Raw genomic sequence first — 16,509 nt, 5'->3', positions numbered from 1 at the left:
CGGCGCCGATCGGCGCTCGAGCCGCTCTCATGCTCCGGTTCCGCCGACTCTTCGACCTGGATGGCGGGTTCGCCTACGGCGCCCTTATCGAGACGCGTCATGGCCGGGCTTCGCCGGACCGTCATCGCGCCGCGCGCATCTATTCCCGGCTCGCCAAGCACTCATGGCCGCGCATGCGCTTGTGGGGCCTCGGGAACCGGCGCATCATCGCGCCCGCCATGACAGATGACTCCGACAGCCTGCGCAAGGGGCGGCTGGCGCTGGGATTCAGCGCCGCCGGTCATTTCGCGTTCCATTACTTCGCGGCCATGTACTTCACGCTGGTGCTCGCCATCGCGAAGGACTGGACGGCGAGCGACTACGAGGCGCTGATCGCGCTGTGGACCCCGGCGAGCGCGCTGATCGGGCTGGCCGCACTGCCGGCCGGGCGCCTCGCCGACAAGTGGAGCGCGCCGGGCATGCTGGCGGTCATGTTCATCGGCATGGGCGCGGCCGTCGCCGCCTGCGGCTTCGCGTCCGAACCGGTGATGCTGGGCGGCATGCTGGCGGCGATCGGGCTGTTCGCCGCGATCTACCATCCTGTTGGGATACCGTGGTTGATTCGAACCTCCGTCGGTGCGACCGGCCAGAAACTGGCCGTAAACGGCATATTCGGCGGTCTGGGCTCTGCCGCGGCGGGCGCGCTGACGGGCCTGCTGATCGAAGCGATCGGCTGGCGCGGCGCCTTTATCCTGCCGGGCCTCGCCTGCGCCGCGGCCGGAGTCGCGCTGATTTGGTGCCTGCGCACCGGACGCGTGGTGGAGGGGGCGGCGGCGGCCTCCGACGCCGTCGGCGGCGTCGACGGGCGCGGGCGACTGACCGCCTTCGCGGCGCTGCTGTTCCCGATGTTCGCAATCGGCTTGATCTACAACACCACCCAGACGGCCATGCCGAAGCTGTTCGAAGAGAACATGCTGGGATGGCTCGGCGGCGACATCTCGAAGATCGGGCTGGCGGTGGGCGGCGTTTATACGGCCGGCGCCCTGATGCAACTGGTCGGCGGGCGGCTTGCCGACCGCTATTCGCTGAAGCTGGTCTACGCGCTGGGCTGGGCGATGATGGTCCCGTTGCTGTTCGCCATGGCGCTGTTCGGAGAGGGGGCGTTGTTCTTCGCGGCCGTGGGCCTCGTCGTGGTCAACACATCGGCCCTGCCGGCGGAGAACATGATGCTCGCGCGGTTCGCGCCGAAAGACCATCAGGGCCTCGCCTTCGGGCTCAAGTTCGTCCTCGCCTTCGGGGCGGGGCCGATCGGGGTGCTGTTGATCAAGTACGGCCGCGAGTGGTCGGGCGACTTCACCGCGATCCTGCTCGGACTCGGCGGGCTTGCCGCTGCGGCTTTGTTGACGGCGTTGCTGCTGCCTAGGGATCCGGCTCAACGCCGACCGGCGTCGGCTGCGGCGGCGTAACGGCGAACGGCGGATCGGTCGCTTTCATAACCTTGCCCGTGCTCTCGTAGAAGAAACTGACGCAGCAGACGAGCTGCACGACCTCGTCCGTCCCGTCGCGCACGACGGGGGCGAAGACGTACTCCAGCATGAGATGGTCGCGCCCTTGCCATTCGACGCTGCAAACGCCGCACGTCGCGAGTCGCTCGCGCGCCGGCCGCCGCACCGCCTCGAGCCAATAGTCCCGCCAATCGCCGAGTTCCAGTTCGTCGACATAGCGGCCTTTGAGGGGTTCGTAGTACTCGGCGATATGCTCGCCCACCAACGTATAGCGCAAACGCGGCGGCGCGCCGGGCGCGTCCGCCGGCTCTACGGCCATCAGCATAAGATGGGGCAGGATGTCGCGCAGCCGGTGCGGATCGACCTGCGACTTCGGCGCCGCGTCGTCGTCTCGGTCCTGATCGCCCAGCCATGCGGCGAACCTGCGGCATGGCGCGCTCTGGAACGTCGCGGCGTCGCGCAACAGCCGCGGCTCAGCCCTCGTCACAAAGCCTCCTTTCCGCCCCGCCTCTTAGGGTAGACCGTCGGGGAGTCGAATCAACACAAAATCATTCAAAAAGTTTAAGCCAAAAGGACTAAGCCGCGCGCGGGCGCCGTCACGCTGGCGGCAGCAGCACGATTTTCCCCGACGTCGTCTTTTCCTGGAAGGCCTTTTGGGCGGCGACGATCTCGGCCAGCGGATACGTGCACGCGACGTTCGGGCGGAGGCCGCCGGCGTTGATCAGATCGACCAGCTCCCGAAACACGGACTTCGGCGTGTACGTGCAGCCGAACAGGGTCAGATCGCGGAGATAGAGCGTGCGCAGATCCATTTCGACGACCGGCCCGCCGATGGCGCCTGAGGCGGCGTAACGCCCGCCCGGGGCCAGCGCGTCGATCACGCCGGCCCAACCCGGTCCGCCGACCAGGTCGAGGGCGGCGGTGAAGACGCCCGCCGGGGGCGTGTCCTGGCGGTCGAGGCAGCGGACCGCGCCGGCCGCGACGACCGCGGCTTGCTTGGCCGCGCTTGCGACGCCGGTCACCTCGGCCCCGCGCAAGGCGGCCAGCGCGACCGCCGCCAAGCCGACGCCGCCCGACGCCCCGGTGATCAGCACGCGGTCTCCCGGGCCGATCGCCGCACGGCTGACCAGGTTCATCGCCGTGCCGTACGCGCAGGGCATGGCCGCGATCTCGACGTCGGACAGCGGCGAGGCGCTGACGTCGAAAAGCTGATCGGCCGGGACGACGCAATATTGCGCGAAGGCGCCGTCATATTCCGATCCGATGGCTTGGTAGCGGGTCGGCGCGTCGGGAGTGGGTATCGGCTGATTGGTCGCGCAGGTCACCCGCGCGCCGAGCCGGACCCCGCCCGCGCCCGGGCCGAGCGCCGCCACCTCGCCGCACAGATCGGCGCCCTGAATCCGCGGGAAGGCGAGCGCGCCGGCCCAACCGCCGTCCTCGACCTCTTCGGCCCCATCCCGTTCGTCGGTGGCGCCGGTCACGCTCTTCGAATACCAGCCGACCCGGGTGTTGATGTCGGTGTTGTTGACGCCGGCGGCCGTCACGCGCACCAGAGCCTCGCCCGGACCCGGGTTCGGAACCCGCACGTCGTCGCGCACCGACAGCTTGTCGTACCCGCCGTGGCCCGTCAGCAGGACGGCGGTCATGGTCGCAGGCGCGCTCACCCCGCCGCTCCGAGGGGCGCCGCAATCGGCGTCAGCGCGCCGTCGCCGGCGGCCTTGCGGAAGAAGCAGGCGCGGTAGCCGACATGGCAACAGCCGCCGTCGCCGCCGACCGTCACCTTCATCAGGACCGCGTCCTGATCGCAATCGACGCGCAGCTCGCGCACCGTCTGGATCTGGCCGCTGGTCGCCCCCTTGCGCCAGATCTCGGCGCGGCTGCGCGACCAGTAATGCGCCTCGCCGGTCTTAAGCGTGGCGGCGAGCGCGTCGGCGTTCATATAGGCGAGCATCAGCACCTCGCCCGTCTCGGCGTCTTGGGCGATCGCCGGAATCAGCCCGTCGGCGTCGAAGCGCGGCGCCAGCCGCAGGCCTGTCTCAAGCGCTTCGCGGTCGAGCGCGGCGGGGTCGGTGAAGGGGGCGGCCATCGGCGGACCTCCGTCTTGGGCGGGCTATAGACCCGGTTATACGAAGGTCCCGGCGAGCGTGAAAGACTCGCCCCCCAGCCCCCGCTTGAAATGCGCCGGCCCGGCCGCGTCCGTCTCGTCCAGACCGCCGAGATCCAAACGACGTGCGCCGGCCTTCTTCAAGGCCAAAAGGCCGTTCCAGAGCAGAAGGTTATGGGCGTTTCTCGCGCGTCCCTCATAGCCGATCCAGCCGACCTCGTAGCTCGCCGTCGCGCCGTGGCGCAGGAACAGCGCGCCAGCGACGGGATCCTCTTCGCCCTCGACCCGGGCTGTGAGCACGAGCAGCTCTTCCAGCGGCAGGGCGCGCAGAAGAATTGGGCTCGGCCCGCTGTAGCGGCCGGCGCGGCGGTGCGCTGCGTGGCGATTCAGCAGCCAGTCACGCTCAGGATCGCCGCCAAACTCTACTGATAAATCAGTGGCTTCTTCCGCTTTCTTGAGTTGATTTCGGAAGTTCGGTCGGAGCCCGCGCCGCAGCAGTCTTTGATTCGGGGTGAGATCCAGCCAGGCCGAGCTGTAGCCGGTCTTCACCTTGCGGAAGCCTGCCTCGTCGAGAAACTTGTCCGCGACCGGTCCCTCGTCGAGCTCCGGCGTCAGCGCCAGCAAAGAGAGCCTGGTCGGCCGGTAGCGCTTGCGCAGATGGCGAAACACCAGCGGGGCGGCCGCCGCCGTCTCCGGCCCGCCGACGAAAAGCGGCCCGCGGATCAATTGCGCGAAGGTGGCGAGGCCGAGATAGCGGCGCTCGGTCACTTGCATCAGCCCGATCGGCCGCGCGCCCGCCAGGATGACCGCCCGCCGGTTGACGCTGGCGTGGACGACCGCGGTCGCGGCGCCCCACGACCAGCTCTGGAACGGATTGGCGCGCGGGCACCGGGCCAGCAGCGCGTCCCAGCCCTCTTGACCCATCGCCGCCGGCCGGTCCCAATCGACCGTCAGTTCAGCCATCGACGAGGGAGCCGGTCGCGATCATGGGGGAGAAGAAGCGCCGCAAGGCGGCCGGAGCGGATTCCGGCGTGCAGACCCCGTCCGGACGGGGACGCAAAAGCCGCGCGCCGCGCATCACGGGGCGCACGATCGCCTGGTTTCTCGGCGGCTGCCTCATGCTGGACGTCATCCTATGGGCGGTGTTCCATTTCGGGCTGGCGCGCTGCTACGGCGTGCTGTGCCTGCTGTAAGGGCGCGGCTCAGATCCCGCGCTTCTTCGCCGAAATCACCCGGCTGTTGATCCCGTTCCAGCTCAGTTCGCCCGACAGCCGCGCGTACTCGATCTTGGGGCAGCGATTCATGACGACGCGCACGCCGGCGGCCTCCGCCCGGGCGGCGGCGTCGTGGTTGACTACGCCGAGCTGAAGCCAGACCGCCTTGGGCGGCGGCGAAAGGGTCAGGGCCTGGTCTACGACCGCGCCGGCGGCGTCCGAATTGCGGAAGACGTCGACCATGTCGACCGGCCCCGGCAAGTCCGCCAAATCGGCCAAGACGGGCTCTCCCAGCAAGGTTTCGCCGGCCGCGCGCGGATTTACCGGGATCACCCGATAGCCCTTTTTCTGAAGATATTTCATGGCGAAGAAGCTGGGCCGGTTCTCGTTGGTGCTGGCGCCGACCACGGCGATGGTCTTAACCTCGCGCAGAATGTCGCGCAGAAACGCGTCGGCGTAGTAATCGGCCGCATGATCGGCGTCCGGATCGACGCCCGCGGAGGCGGCGGCTAGACCGGCGGCGTCGGCGCTCATGCCCGCGTTCACTCCCCGGTCCAGATCGGCTTGCGCTTTTCAAGGAAAGCGCCGATGCCCTCCTGGGCGTCGCGATAGCCCATGTTCTCGACCATGATGGCGGAGGTGTAGTCGTACGCCTCCTCAAGGCCCATCTCCACCTGACGATAGAACGCCTCCTTGCCGGTCTTGAGCACCTTCGAGGATTTGCTCGCAACCAGTTCGGCGAGACGCGAGACCTCAGCCTCAAGCGCCTCGTCGCCGCCGGCGACGGCGCGGTTGATCAGGCCGTAGGCTTCGGCCTTGTCGGCGGCGACCATTTCGCCGGTCAGCAGCATCTCCATCGCCTGCTTGCGCGGCACGGCCCGGCTTAGCGCCACCATCGGGGTCGAGCAGAAGAGGCCGATATTGACCCCCGGCGTGCCGAAGCGCGCGTCCTCGGCTGCAACGGCCAAATCGCAGCTCGCCACCAATTGGCAGCCGGCGGCGGTCGCGATGCCGTGCACCTTGGCGATCACCGGCTGACGCAGGCCCACGACCGCGGTCATCACGCGCGAGCACAGGCTGAAGGTCTTCTCCCGGAACGCGGTCGCGGGATTGGCCTTCAACTCCTTCAGGTCGTGACCGGCGCAGAAGCCGCGGCCCGAGCCTTCCAGCACGACGACGGCCACGGCGGGATCGCGATCAAGGCGCTGCAGCTCTTCCAAGAGCGCCTCCATGAGCGCGACCGACATGGCGTTGTAGGCCTGCGGGCGGTTCAGTGTCAGGCGCGCCACGGGCCCTTCGTCCCGGCGCAGGACCATCGGCGCGTCTTCGGCGGGCTTCTCGGCGACGGCGGACATCGGTGCGCCCTCCTTCTATGACATGGGCTATGACATGGGTCTGTCGGGACTCTAACGATAGGTGCGCCCCGCGTCGAGACGGCGCGGCGTTGCAAGCCGGGGACGCTCGGGCCAAACTCCGCGCCTTCCAAAGCGCCATCCGGACGAAAGACGCCCATGCCCGCCAACCTGACCCGCGCCGAGCTCGACGCCATCCTGGCCGAGGACGCCCCCTTCGCCGATCTGTTCGGTTTCGTGGTCGAAGAGATCGGGGAGGGGCGGGCGCGCTGCCGTTTGCCGTTTTCCGACGTCTCGATCCGCCCGGGCGGCACGATCAGCGGCCCGGCGATGTTCGCGCTCGCCGACTTCACGCTGTGGATCGCAGTGATGGCGGATGTCGGGCCGGTCCCCTTGGCTGTCACTACGGATATGACGATCCACTTCCTCTCCAAGCCCGGCGGAGGCGAGGATCTGATCGCGGAGGCCGCGCTTTTGAAAAGCGGCAAGCGGCTCTGCGTCGGCGACGTGCGGATCTTCGGCGCGGCCGACCCCGAGGAGACGCCGGTGGCGCATGTCACCGGCACCTATTCGGTGCCGCCGACGGCGAAGCGCCTCTAGAATTCTTGCGTGAAATCAGAGTGTTGGCGGGGAGGTTGTCGAAAGCGATTTTTCCTTGCGGCGCAGCAGGTTAAATTAGCGGTAAAATAATACCGCGACAACAAACATTTGAAAAATAAGCATAATCTCAAATTCATGCATCAAAAAACAGATTGACCGACCCCGCCGCCGGGCGTACAACCCGCGCCGGCTGGACGCGGCCTGCTCACGCATCGGGCGGCGTCCTCATAAGACAGACCCTTCAACGAGACGGAAACGGGCGATGAAGACCTATTCCATGAAGGCGTCCGAGGTGGACAAGAAGTGGTACCTCGTGGACGCCGAGAACTTGGTGCTCGGCCGCATGGCGGCGGAGATCGCCAAGATTCTGCGCGGCAAGCACAAGGCCGGCTTCACCCCGCATATCGACTGCGGCGACAACGTGATCGTCATCAACGCCGACAAGGTGAAGCTGACGGGGCGCAAGCGGGTGCAGAAGACCTATTACTGGCACACCGGCTACCCGGGCGGCATCAAGAGCCGGACCGCCGAGGAAATCCTCGACGGCCGCTTCCCGGAGCGCGTGGTCCAGAAGGCCGTCGAACGCATGGTCCCGAAGGGTCCGCTCGGCCGCCAGCAGATGAAGAACCTGCGGGTCTACGCCGGCGCGGAGCACCCGCACGAGGCGCAGCAGCCGGAGGCGATCGACATCGCCGCCCGCAACGCGAAGAACAAGCGGAGCTACTGAGATGGCTGACGAAACCCAGACCCTGAACGACCTGTCGCAGCTGGGCGGCGCCGTCAGCGGTACGCCCGCGGCCGGCGGCGAAAGCGCGCCGACTTACGAGCCGAAGATCGACGAGCACGGCCGCTCCTACGGCACGGGCCGGCGCAAGAACGCCGTCGCCCGCGTCTGGATCAAGCCGGGCTCCGGAAAGATGACGGTCAACGGCAAGGAGCTCGGCGCCTATTTCGCCCGGCCGACGCTGCAGATGATCGTCCGTCAGCCCTTCCAGGTGGCTGAGCGCGCCGACCAGTTCGACGTCTACTGCACCGTCTCCGGCGGCGGCCTGTCGGGCCAAGCCGGCGCGGTGCGCCACGGCGTCAGCCGCGCGCTGGTGGCCTATGAGCCGGCGCTGCGCGCCGCGCTCAAGCCGGCCGGCTTCCTGACCCGCGACGACCGTAAGGTCGAGCGCAAGAAGTACGGCCGCGCCAAGGCCCGCCGCAGCTTCCAGTTCTCGAAGCGTTAAGCGGCCGCCCGGCGACGCGCCGATCGATGAGAAGGGCCCGCGCGGGAAACCGTGCGGGCCTTTTCTTTTCCAAAGAGCGCCCTGCAGGCCGAGACCGCGAACGCTGGCGCGTAAAGGCGGGGCTGGCGGGACCCGGATCGTTCCGCCTATGCTTCGCCCAGCGTGCGAGCGGGTGGGGGAGAGAGGCGTCTTGAGGAACTTGGATCTGGCGGCGGCGATCGAGCTGGCCGAGCGGCGCTTCGCCGAGGCGCATCCGGCGAGCCGGACCCATATCGAGCGGGCCGGCGGTTTCCTGCCCGGCGGCAACACCCGCACGGTCATCCACGTTCGGCCCTTTCCCGTCGTGGTTGAACGCAGCGATGGCGCCTCTCTCCACGATGTCGACGGCCACCGCTATCGCGACTTCCTGGGGGAGTACACGGCCGGGCTTTTCGGCCATTCCGACCCTGTCATCAAGCAGGCGGTGCGCGACGCGCTCGACAAGGGGTGGGTGCATGGCGCCCATATCCGGGAGGAGAGCGCGCTCGCCGAGGCGCTGACCGCGCGATTTCCCTCTCTTGATCTGGTGCGCTTCTGCAACTCCGGCACGGAAGCCAATCTGATGGCGATCGTGACCGCGCGAGTCTTCACGGGCCGTGAGAAGGTCATGGTCTTCGAGGGCGGCTACCACGGCGGGGTGCTGAAGTACGGCGACGGGCCCGCGCCCACCAACGCGCCCTTTCCGATCGTGATGGGGGCCTACAACGACGCGGAGGGCGCGGCCGCGCTGATCGCCGAGCATGGCGACGATCTGGCCGCCGTGCTGGTCGAGCCGATGCAGGGCGCGGCCGGCTGCATTCCCGGGGACCCGGACTTTCTGGAAGCCTTGCGCGAGGCCTGCACGGCCCGGGGCGTCCTGCTGATCTTCGACGAGGTCATGACCTCGCGCCTCGGGGGCGGCGGTCTGCAGGCGGCGTTGGGGGTGACGCCGGATCTGACGACGCTCGGCAAATATATCGGCGGCGGGTTGCCGCTCGGGGCTTTCGGCGGGCGCGCCGACGTGATGCGGCTCTACGATCCGAGCGACCCGAAGGCGCTGGGCCACGCCGGCACCTTCAACAACAACCAGCTCAGCATGGCGGCCGGCGCCGCGGCGATGACGCAGGTCTATACGCCGGAGACGGCCGAGCGGCTGAGCGGCGAGGGCGAGGCTTTCCGCGCGCGCTTGAACGAGCGGGCTGCGGCGGCCGACGTCCCGGTCCAAGTCACCGGCCGGGGCTCAATGATGAGCGTGCACTTCACCCGCGCGCCTATCCGCTCAGTCGCCGACGCGCGCGGCGCGCCCGACGGGGCCGCGCATCTCTTTCATCACGAAATGCTGGCCCGCGGCCTCTACTGCGCCGATCGCGGCATGATCAACCTGTCCCTGCCCATGACGTCGGAGGATCTGGACGCCTTCGCCGCCGCCTTCGGCGACTTCTTGGAGGAGCATGCGCCGCTGTTGAGAAGCGCGGCCAAGCGCTAGAGGGGAGCCGACGCATGGACGACAGCAGCCTCATCACACAGCTTTTCCTGCCCGCGGCCTTGGCCTTCATCATGGTCACGGTCGGGCTGGAGTTGTCGCTCGCCGATTTCCGGCGGGTCGTGACGCAGCCCAAGGCGGCGCTTGTGGGCGCGGCCTGTCAGGTCTTGTTGCTCCCGGCGGTCGCCTTCGCGCTGGTCTCGGCGGTCGACATGGCGCCGGCGCTGGCGGTCGGCGTGATGATCCTGGCGGCCTGCCCGGGGGGCGTGACCTCCAATCTTCTCACCTATCTCGCGCGCGCCGACACGGCGCTGTCGGTTTCGTTGACCGCGGCGATCAGCCTTCTCTCCGTCGTTACGCTGCCGCTCATCGTGGGGCTTGCGCTCGCCCATTTCACGGCGGCGAACGAGGGGCCGGAGATCGCGGTCGCGCGGACGGTGATCGGCGTCTTCACCATCACGACGGTCCCCGTCTTGATCGGCATGGCGGTCAAGTGGCGCTTTCCCGACGCCGCGCGGCGGATGGACCGGATCGGTCGGCCGGCGGCGTCCGTGTTGTTCGTCGTCATCGTCGCGGGCGCGATCTGGAGCGAACGCGCGAACGTCGCTGCGTACTTCGTCCAGGCCGGGCCGGTGGCGCTGGCGTTGAACCTGTGCATGCTGGGACTGGCGGCCGCGATCGCACGGGCCGCCGCCCTCGCGCCAGCCCAGCGCGCCGCGATCACGCTCGAATGCGGGCTTCAGAACGGAACGCTGGCGATCTTCGTGGCGCTGACCCTGCTGGGCAGCCGCGAGATGATGATCCCCGGCGCGATCTACAGCCTGATCATGTTCCCGACGGCGCTCGCCTATCTGCTGATCGCGCGGCGGGTGCGGGGGCGCGCGCACGGGGCGTAGGCGCGCCGATAAGCGCCGCCGTCAACTCACCTGCCTAAGCTCCCGGTTCGCGCGCTCAAGCCGTTCGGCGAGCAGTCGGACGACATAGGCGTGGAACAGGCCGGCGGCCTGGGGCGCCTCGCGCTGCATGGCCTCGAAGGACTCGCGCGTCAGGCGGAACAGCAGGCACGGCTCGTCGATCCGCACCGAGGCCGTGCGCGGCCCGTGCGTGTAGAGCGCCATCTCGCCCAGCAGCGTGCCGCGCTGGAAGATCCGGATCGCGCGCTCCGCCTTGCCGTCGGGCGAGATCACCACCGACGCGACGCCTTCGCTCAAGAGATAGAGGCTGTCGCCGGGGTCGCCCTGGTGGAAGAGATAGGCGCCGGCGTCCGCGTCGCGCCGCTCGAAATAAGGGACGATCGCCGCGGCGGCGGTGCGGCTCTCGAGCACGGCCGCCAATTGATCCTCGAGCGTCGCGCCCTCGCTTTCCTCGCGCACGCCGCCGGCGCGCAGAATGTCCATTTCGCACCAGGCGACCCCGTCGTCGAGATAGGAGAGCGACAGGCGCGGCGGTCGATCCGGATCGCGCGGCGCGCCGTCGCCGGCCGAGCCGCGGAAGAATCCGATCGCCTCCAGTCGACGATGTTCGGGCGGGCGCAGGTCGGTCAACACGACCGCGACGTCCTCGCGGTCGGCTAGGCGTTTCAGCTTGGCGAAAGCCTGTACGGCGGAGCTGTCCAGGCGGCTGACGTGCTTGAAGTCGAGGACGAGATAGTCGAAGCGCGTCGCCTCGTCGGCCAGCCGGGCGCGGACCCTCTCAAGCAAGCTGTCGGCGGTGCCGAAGAAGATGAAGCCCTGGAGCTTCAGGATCCGCACCCGGTTCGCCTCGCGCTCCAAAACGGCGCGGGCGTCGGCGCTGCGCACGACGTGGCTGGCGTGATCGCGCGCGGTCATCTCTCCTTTGACGATGCTGAGGCGGCTGTAGCTGACGACGAACAGCACCGTCGCCACCGCCAGCCCGAACGCCACCCCTTCCAGCAGCCCGACTGCGCCGATCACCGCGAGGATCGCCACCATCGCGGCGTAGTCCGCCCCCGGCATGTCGCGCCTGCCGGTCCAAAGCCAGTCGATCAGGAAGTTGAGCCCGAGAAAGACCAGCAAACCGCCGAGCACGAAGTTCGGCACGTAGCCGATGAAGTCGGTTCCCAACGCCAAGGTCGCCAGAACCACGGCGGCGAACACCGCGCCGACGACCCGGCTGCCGGCGCCCATCTTCACCGCGAGCGCGGCCTCGGACGCGCTGTGCGCCGCCGCGAACCCGGCCAGACCGCCGTTCGCCAGATTGATGAGCCCGGCCGCCTTCAGTTCGCGATTCGGGTTCAGTTCGCATTCGCCGACGATCTCGATGCCGGACACCTCGAGCAGCAGGATGATCGCCGCCAGCATGGCGATCGCCCCGATCGCCGCGGCTTCGCCCAGCACGGCGCCCCAATCGACGCCGGACAGATCCGCCGGGGTGAAGGCCGGCCAGCCGCCGGTCTCGCCGCCCACCTGGGGCAGCCAGCCGGCGGCGGCGGCTTCGGCCGGGCTCATCTCCATCGTCCACAGGGCGGCGTAGAAAAGGACGAGCGCGCCGAGGATCACGCCGGGCGTCACCGTCCAATGGCCGTTCAGCCGCTGCAGCAGGTAGGCGATCACGCCGAATGCGAGCGCCGGCGCCGCCAAGGTCATGGCGGACGCGCCGACGAAGTCGGGCAGGTCGGCGAGGGCTATCTCCGCGCCCGCCGCCACCTCCACGCCGCCGCGCAGAAACAGGAAGCCGATGCCGGCGAAGAAGCCGCCCATTACGGGATAGGGGATGTAACGGACGAGGCCGCCCAGGCGAAACCAGCCGAGCGCGAACAGAATGACCCCCGTCGCCAAGGTCGCCGTCATCATCGCGGCGACGATGGTGGCGAATTGGTCGACCCCGGCTGCGCCTGGGGACGCGCTCGCCGCGACGCCGGCGACCAAACCGGCATAGGCCGGCGCCAGTCCGCTGCGCGGGCCGATGGCGGGCGCGTAGAAGCCGCTGAGGATCGCCCCGCCGACCGCGCCGATCAGCGTCGCGACCAGCATCAGCGTGACGCCCGTCAGAAAATAAGAAGGCGGCAGTCCGGCGAAGATGAGCGCGGCGTTCGAGACGGCCGTCGTCACGAACAAGACCGCAATCAATCCCCCGGCCGCCACATCCGACAGCCCGACCCGTTCCGCCATACGCGTAACGCCCCTCTCCCCGCACATCCGGCCGCAAACGCCGCTCTCCCCAGGACGGCGCGCCTATTACAAGGCGTCGACAGGCTAGCACTTCGCGCTTCGGACGCAATGCAAGACGGCTGTAATTCGGTAGTTCTACCAAGGGAGCCGGCGCCGGCGAGCGCGCTTGGCGGTCCCGCCGAAGGCGGTCACACTGATCCCATGATCCGTCTTCGACCCGCCCGACCGGGGGAAGAGGAAAGCCTCTCCGCCCTGTGCCTGCGCTCGAAGGCTCATTGGGGGTATGACGCCGACTTTCTTGCGGCGTGTCGCGCAGAGCTGACCCTGTGCGCCGACGATCTCGCCGCGCCGGGTCTGGCGGTCGCCGAACGCGCCGGCCTCGTCGTCGGGCTCGTCCAAATCGCCTCGGCGGGCGAAGACGCTGACCTCGCGAAGCTGTTCGTGGAGCCGCAGGCCATGGGCCAGGGCGTCGGACGCGTGTTGTTCGCCTGGGCGCTTGAGCGCGCGCGCGAAGCGGGCGCGCGCCGTTTGCGGGTCGAAGCGGATCCGGACGCCGCGCCGTTCTACGAGCGAATGGGCGCCCTCCGCATCGGGAATGCGCCGTCCGGATCGATCCCGGGCCGCCGTCTGCCGCTGTTGGCGGTCACGCTTTAGACCTCTTCGCCAGCATGGGGGTAGGCTTGGCGTCGGGGGTAGGCTCGACGTCGGCGCGGCTTGCGTTTCGGGCCGGGCGCGTCATTCGACCGCGACGGTTTCGCTCGCTTGGAACAGTTCCACAGGGCCGGCTTCGCCAGCGCGCAGATAGCGCAGTTCGCCGCGGTAGAGGCCGGGGGCCGGCGGAGCGTCCAGCTCCTTTTTGCCGACCCGCAGGATGCGGGACTGCGCCGCCTGGTCGACGTCGACGCCGGCCTGGGCGAAGATTTCGCCGTCGGGGCCGAAGATGCGCACCTCGATCCGATCGCCTTCCAGCAGGCCGGTCAGATGGGCGTGCAGGATCAAGGCGCGGTTCGAGGCGGGAACGCCGTCGGACTTGAACAGCATGTATTCGACCGCCGGCTTGTTCAGCACTTGATCCGAGAAGCCGAGGCGCAGCAGCATGGTCCGCGGATGTTTGACCGCCTCGCGCGCGCCCGCCGCCCAAAGGCTGGTTCCCTCGACCCCGCAGCCGCTCTCCAGGCCCATGCCGGTGTAGGGGTCGATCGGCCGATCGTCCTTCATCACCTGGAAGTGCAGATGGGGAAATTCGGTCAGGCCGGACAGTCCGATCTGGCCCAGCGCCTGACCGGCCTGGACCTGCTGGCCTTCGGCGACCGCAACGCTCCCGCGGCGCATGTGGCCGTAAAAACTGCGCCAGCCCTGACCGTGGTCGATCGCGACCACGTTCCCCAGGCCGCGATCGTTTACGGCCGCCCGGCCGAAAAGGTTGAAGTTCGCGTCGGGCAATCCGTCGCGCACGGCGACGACCACGCCCGGCGCAGCGGCGACCACGGGATAGCCGCGCTCCATCTCGACGTAGCTGGGCAGACGGATGTCGGTGCCCTTGTGCTCGTTGTAGCTGAGGGCGCCGCAGGTGTAGTCGCGATAGGCCTCGCCCGCGGCCATGTCGACGAAGCTCTGCACCATGCAGTCGACGCCGGGCCGGCACACGACGGGCATGGCGAAGACGGGCGGCGCGCCGTCCGGCCCGGCGCCGCGCGCTTCCGCACGTCCCGGCACGCCGAACAGCGCCGCGTCCTCGGCCGCGGCGGTCGAGGTTTGGCCGGGCGAGGTTCCGTCCGCCTGGGCCGTTTGCGTCGGCCCTGCGGCGGGCTCCAGGGCGTTGAGCGCGCTTTGCGCATCCAGCGTGGGCGGCGTTTCCTGGGAGGCCGATTGGGACGGCGCGGCCAGGCTCGCCTGCGCCCCGGTCGCGCCGGCGGGCGCGGCGTCGGACGCCTCGGCGGTCCGCTCGGGCGTAGGCGGCGCGATCGGCCCGTCCGGCCCGCGCTCCTCGATCCATCCGAATTCGAGGGCGACCCCCTCCAATCCCGGAATCATCGACAGGTCCATCTTGCCGCCGCCGGCCAGATGGGTGGCGGTTCCCGCCCCGGCGACGAACAAAGAGAATAGGATGACGGCGACGGTGCGCATCTTTGGGGCGGCTCTCCCTCAGGCTCGGTCAGCGACGATGCGCATGCACTTTAGCACGCGCGAAGTGCGTCGCCACAGTAGCAGGCCGGGTCACCCGCCCGACGAGGGCGGCGACCGTTCGATCGTCTCGACCCCCTCGGGCCCGGCGGTCAACGCGATGCGGCCGTGTTTCAGCGCCAGCGCCTGCTCTCCGAACAGCTTGCGCCGCCAGCCTTTCAGCGCCGGCACGTCGGCGCGATCGTCAAGCGCGATGCGCTCCAGATCGTCGGCGTTGGCGATCAATCGGCCGGCGACGCCGGCCTCAGCCGCGTTCGCCTTCAACAGCACCTTCATCAAATCGACCAGCGGCTGCAGGGTGGTCGGCAGCGGTTCGCTTTTCGGTAGGACCGGACGTCGGTCCTTCGGCAGGTCGAGGCCGCGGTTGACCGCTTCGATCAAGGCGGTTCCGAACTTGCCTTCGGCGAAGCCGCTGGGCAGCCCGCGGATGCGGCGCATGGCCTTCACGTCGGTCGGCGCGCTGGCGGCGATGTCCATCAGCGAATCGTCGCGCACGATGCGGCTGCGCGGCACGTCGCGGCTCTGGGCCTCGCGTTCGCGCCAGGCGGCGACCTCCTTCAGGACGGCCAGCATGCGCGGCTTGGCGTTGCGCGCTTTCAGGCGCCGCCAGGCGTCGGCCGGGTCGTTCTCATAGGTCGCCGGATCGGCCAGGATCGCCATCTCCTCGGTCAGCCAGTCGGCGCGGCCGCTGTCGTCCAGCATGTCGGCGAGGTGGCGGTAGATGCGGCGGAGGTGGGTCACGTCGGCGAGCGCGTATTTCAGCTGCTTCGCCTCCAGCGGGCGCGCCGCCCAGTCGGTGAAGCGCGAACTCTTGTCCAGCTCCGCCTTGCAGATCTTGCGCACCAGCGCCTCGTAGCCGACTTGGTCGCCGTAACCGCAGACCATCGCCGCCACCTGGCTGTCGAACAGCGGAGCGGGGACTCGCCCCATGCGGATGTAGAAGATCTCCAGATCCTGACGGGCGGCGTGGAAAACCTTCAGGATCTTCTCGTCCGCCAGCAGATCGTAGACCGGCTGCAGATCGAGCCCTTCGGCCAGCACATCGACGCAGGCGGCCGGTCCGTCGTCGGGATCCTCCGAATTGTCCTCGCGCCGCGCCGGCGCGGAGAGCTGGATCAGGCAGAGTTGCGGCCAGTAGGTCTTGTCGCGGATGAATTCGGTGTCGACGCAGATCCAATCGCTCTTCGCCAACTCGGCGCAGAAGGCGGCCAGATCGTCGCTGTCGGTGATCGGGTCGGGCGGGGCGGTCATATCCATGGCCCGCGGGTGTACCCGGTTTCCAGGCCTTTGGGAAGGCGGCTCACCAGAGCCAGCTCTGCTCGGTTGCGATCGTCTCGCGTCTGGTTGCGCCGATCCACATCTTCACAAGCCGCACGATGTACCAGATCAGCAGCGGGATATAGAGGATCAAGCCGATCCCCATCGTCGCGAAGGCCAGGAAATAGAACAGCGCGGCGTAGAGCATCGACATCCAGAAGGTGCGGATCTGGTAGGTGAGGACTGAGCGCTCCCAGTCCTCGTCGGCCGACCCGCGCGCGACATAGGCCCAGATCGCGCCCGCCAACGTCGCCAGAAACGGCAGGATGAGAAGGCCGGCCGTGTAGAGGGCTGCGACGATGATCGGGGCGTTGGCGTCTCGACCGCCGCGGGTTCCCGAGGGCTTGGTTCGGACGGGCGGAGGCGTCTGGTCGGTCATGGCGGGGGCCTTCC

Annotated in this window: 18 protein-coding genes; 8 read left to right on the top strand and 10 right to left on the bottom strand. The window is 68.8% G+C overall.

The window, feature by feature from the left end; genetic code table 11:
- Positions 1-218: 218 nt before the first annotated feature.
- Positions 219-1,445: an MFS transporter gene (locus RIB45_RS13745; protein ID WP_350050923.1), complete on the top strand. Its 1,227-nt coding sequence runs from the start codon at positions 219-221 to the stop codon at positions 1,443-1,445.
- Here RIB45_RS13745 and RIB45_RS13740 read toward each other — a convergent pair.
- The 4 genes from RIB45_RS13740 to RIB45_RS13725 all read right to left on the bottom strand — a co-directional run bounded on the left by RIB45_RS13740 (position 1,399) and on the right by RIB45_RS13725 (position 4,551).
- Positions 1,399-1,971 (bottom strand): PAS domain-containing protein, encoded by a 573-nt coding sequence (locus RIB45_RS13740; protein ID WP_350050922.1) that lies wholly within the window; start codon positions 1,969-1,971, stop codon positions 1,399-1,401. The two genes, RIB45_RS13745 and RIB45_RS13740, sit on opposite strands and share 47 nt — an antisense overlap.
- A 109-nt stretch (positions 1,972-2,080) precedes the next feature.
- Positions 2,081-3,148 carry an alcohol dehydrogenase catalytic domain-containing protein gene (locus RIB45_RS13735; RefSeq protein ID WP_350050921.1) on the bottom strand — a complete coding sequence of 356 codons (1,068 nt, stop codon included), beginning with the start codon at positions 3,146-3,148 and terminating at the stop codon, positions 2,081-2,083.
- Complete coding sequence (gene hisI / locus RIB45_RS13730; protein ID WP_350050920.1) at positions 3,145-3,570, bottom strand: phosphoribosyl-AMP cyclohydrolase; 426 nt, start codon at positions 3,568-3,570, stop codon at positions 3,145-3,147. Before hisI ends, RIB45_RS13735 begins: the two co-directional genes overlap by 4 nt.
- 36 nt (positions 3,571-3,606) lie before the next feature.
- Entirely contained in the window at positions 3,607-4,551 is a 945-nt protein-coding gene (locus RIB45_RS13725; RefSeq protein WP_350050919.1) for a GNAT family N-acetyltransferase, read from the bottom strand.
- 23 nt (positions 4,552-4,574) lie between these two features.
- On the opposite strand from RIB45_RS13725, the gene RIB45_RS13720 reads away from it, so the two are divergent.
- Entirely contained in the window at positions 4,575-4,781 is a 207-nt protein-coding gene (locus RIB45_RS13720; protein ID WP_350050918.1) for a hypothetical protein, read from the top strand.
- 9 nt (positions 4,782-4,790) lie between these two features.
- On the opposite strand, the gene RIB45_RS13715 is transcribed toward RIB45_RS13720, so the two are convergent.
- Positions 4,791-5,336 carry a CoA-binding protein gene (locus RIB45_RS13715; RefSeq protein ID WP_350050917.1) on the bottom strand — a complete coding sequence of 182 codons (546 nt, stop codon included), beginning with the start codon at positions 5,334-5,336 and terminating at the stop codon, positions 4,791-4,793.
- 8 nt (positions 5,337-5,344) lie between these two features.
- Positions 5,345-6,157 carry an enoyl-CoA hydratase gene (locus RIB45_RS13710; protein WP_350050916.1) on the bottom strand — a complete coding sequence of 271 codons (813 nt, stop codon included), beginning with the start codon at positions 6,155-6,157 and terminating at the stop codon, positions 5,345-5,347.
- 156 nt (positions 6,158-6,313) lie between these two features.
- Here RIB45_RS13710 and RIB45_RS13705 point away from each other — a divergent pair, with 156 nt between their 5' ends.
- The 5 genes from RIB45_RS13705 to RIB45_RS13685 all read left to right on the top strand — a co-directional run bounded on the left by RIB45_RS13705 (position 6,314) and on the right by RIB45_RS13685 (position 10,380).
- The gene (locus RIB45_RS13705) at positions 6,314-6,754 is read left to right on the top strand and encodes a PaaI family thioesterase (RefSeq protein WP_350050915.1); all 441 of its coding nucleotides are present in this window, start codon (positions 6,314-6,316) and stop codon (positions 6,752-6,754) included.
- A gap of 262 nt (positions 6,755-7,016) precedes the next feature.
- Complete coding sequence (gene rplM, locus RIB45_RS13700; RefSeq protein WP_350050914.1) at positions 7,017-7,481, top strand: 50S ribosomal protein L13; 465 nt, start codon at positions 7,017-7,019, stop codon at positions 7,479-7,481.
- A gap of 1 nt (position 7,482) precedes the next feature.
- Entirely contained in the window at positions 7,483-7,983 is a 501-nt protein-coding gene (gene rpsI, locus RIB45_RS13695) for a 30S ribosomal protein S9 (protein WP_350050913.1), read from the top strand.
- 190 nt (positions 7,984-8,173) lie between these two features.
- Positions 8,174-9,487: an aspartate aminotransferase family protein gene (locus RIB45_RS13690; RefSeq protein WP_350050911.1), complete on the top strand. Its 1,314-nt coding sequence runs from the start codon at positions 8,174-8,176 to the stop codon at positions 9,485-9,487.
- A 14-nt stretch (positions 9,488-9,501) separates the two neighbouring features.
- Complete coding sequence (locus tag RIB45_RS13685) at positions 9,502-10,380, top strand: bile acid:sodium symporter family protein (RefSeq protein ID WP_350050910.1); 879 nt, start codon at positions 9,502-9,504, stop codon at positions 10,378-10,380.
- Positions 10,381-10,401: 21 nt separating this feature from the next.
- Here RIB45_RS13685 and RIB45_RS13680 read toward each other — a convergent pair whose 3' ends face one another.
- On the bottom strand, positions 10,402-12,615 hold the full coding sequence (locus RIB45_RS13680) for a SulP family inorganic anion transporter (RefSeq protein WP_350050908.1): 2,214 nt from the start codon (positions 12,613-12,615) through the stop codon (positions 10,402-10,404).
- 201 nt (positions 12,616-12,816) lie between these two features.
- On the opposite strand from RIB45_RS13680, the gene RIB45_RS13675 reads away from it, so the two are divergent.
- Positions 12,817-13,269: a GNAT family N-acetyltransferase gene (locus RIB45_RS13675; protein ID WP_350050907.1), complete on the top strand. Its 453-nt coding sequence runs from the start codon at positions 12,817-12,819 to the stop codon at positions 13,267-13,269.
- Positions 13,270-13,350: 81 nt separating this feature from the next.
- On the opposite strand, the gene RIB45_RS13670 is transcribed toward RIB45_RS13675, so the two are convergent.
- From RIB45_RS13670 to RIB45_RS13660, 3 genes are all read right to left on the bottom strand, one after another.
- The gene (locus RIB45_RS13670; protein WP_350050906.1) at positions 13,351-14,742 is read right to left on the bottom strand and encodes a peptidoglycan DD-metalloendopeptidase family protein; all 1,392 of its coding nucleotides are present in this window, start codon (positions 14,740-14,742) and stop codon (positions 13,351-13,353) included.
- A 90-nt stretch (positions 14,743-14,832) separates the two neighbouring features.
- Positions 14,833-16,056 carry a ribonuclease D gene (rnd, locus tag RIB45_RS13665; RefSeq protein ID WP_350050905.1) on the bottom strand — a complete coding sequence of 408 codons (1,224 nt, stop codon included), beginning with the start codon at positions 16,054-16,056 and terminating at the stop codon, positions 14,833-14,835.
- Between the two features lie 43 nt (positions 16,057-16,099).
- Positions 16,100-16,495 carry a DUF4870 family protein gene (locus tag RIB45_RS13660; RefSeq protein ID WP_350050904.1) on the bottom strand — a complete coding sequence of 132 codons (396 nt, stop codon included), beginning with the start codon at positions 16,493-16,495 and terminating at the stop codon, positions 16,100-16,102.
- Positions 16,496-16,509 lie beyond the last annotated feature (14 nt).

The sequence above is a fragment of the Marivibrio sp. genome, from assembly GCF_040218065.1.
Taxonomy (GTDB): domain Bacteria; phylum Pseudomonadota; class Alphaproteobacteria; order UBA8366; family Aestuariispiraceae; genus Marivibrio.
Note: the sequence above shows the minus strand (reverse complement) of the source record. Positions and strands in the feature narration are given on the sequence as shown.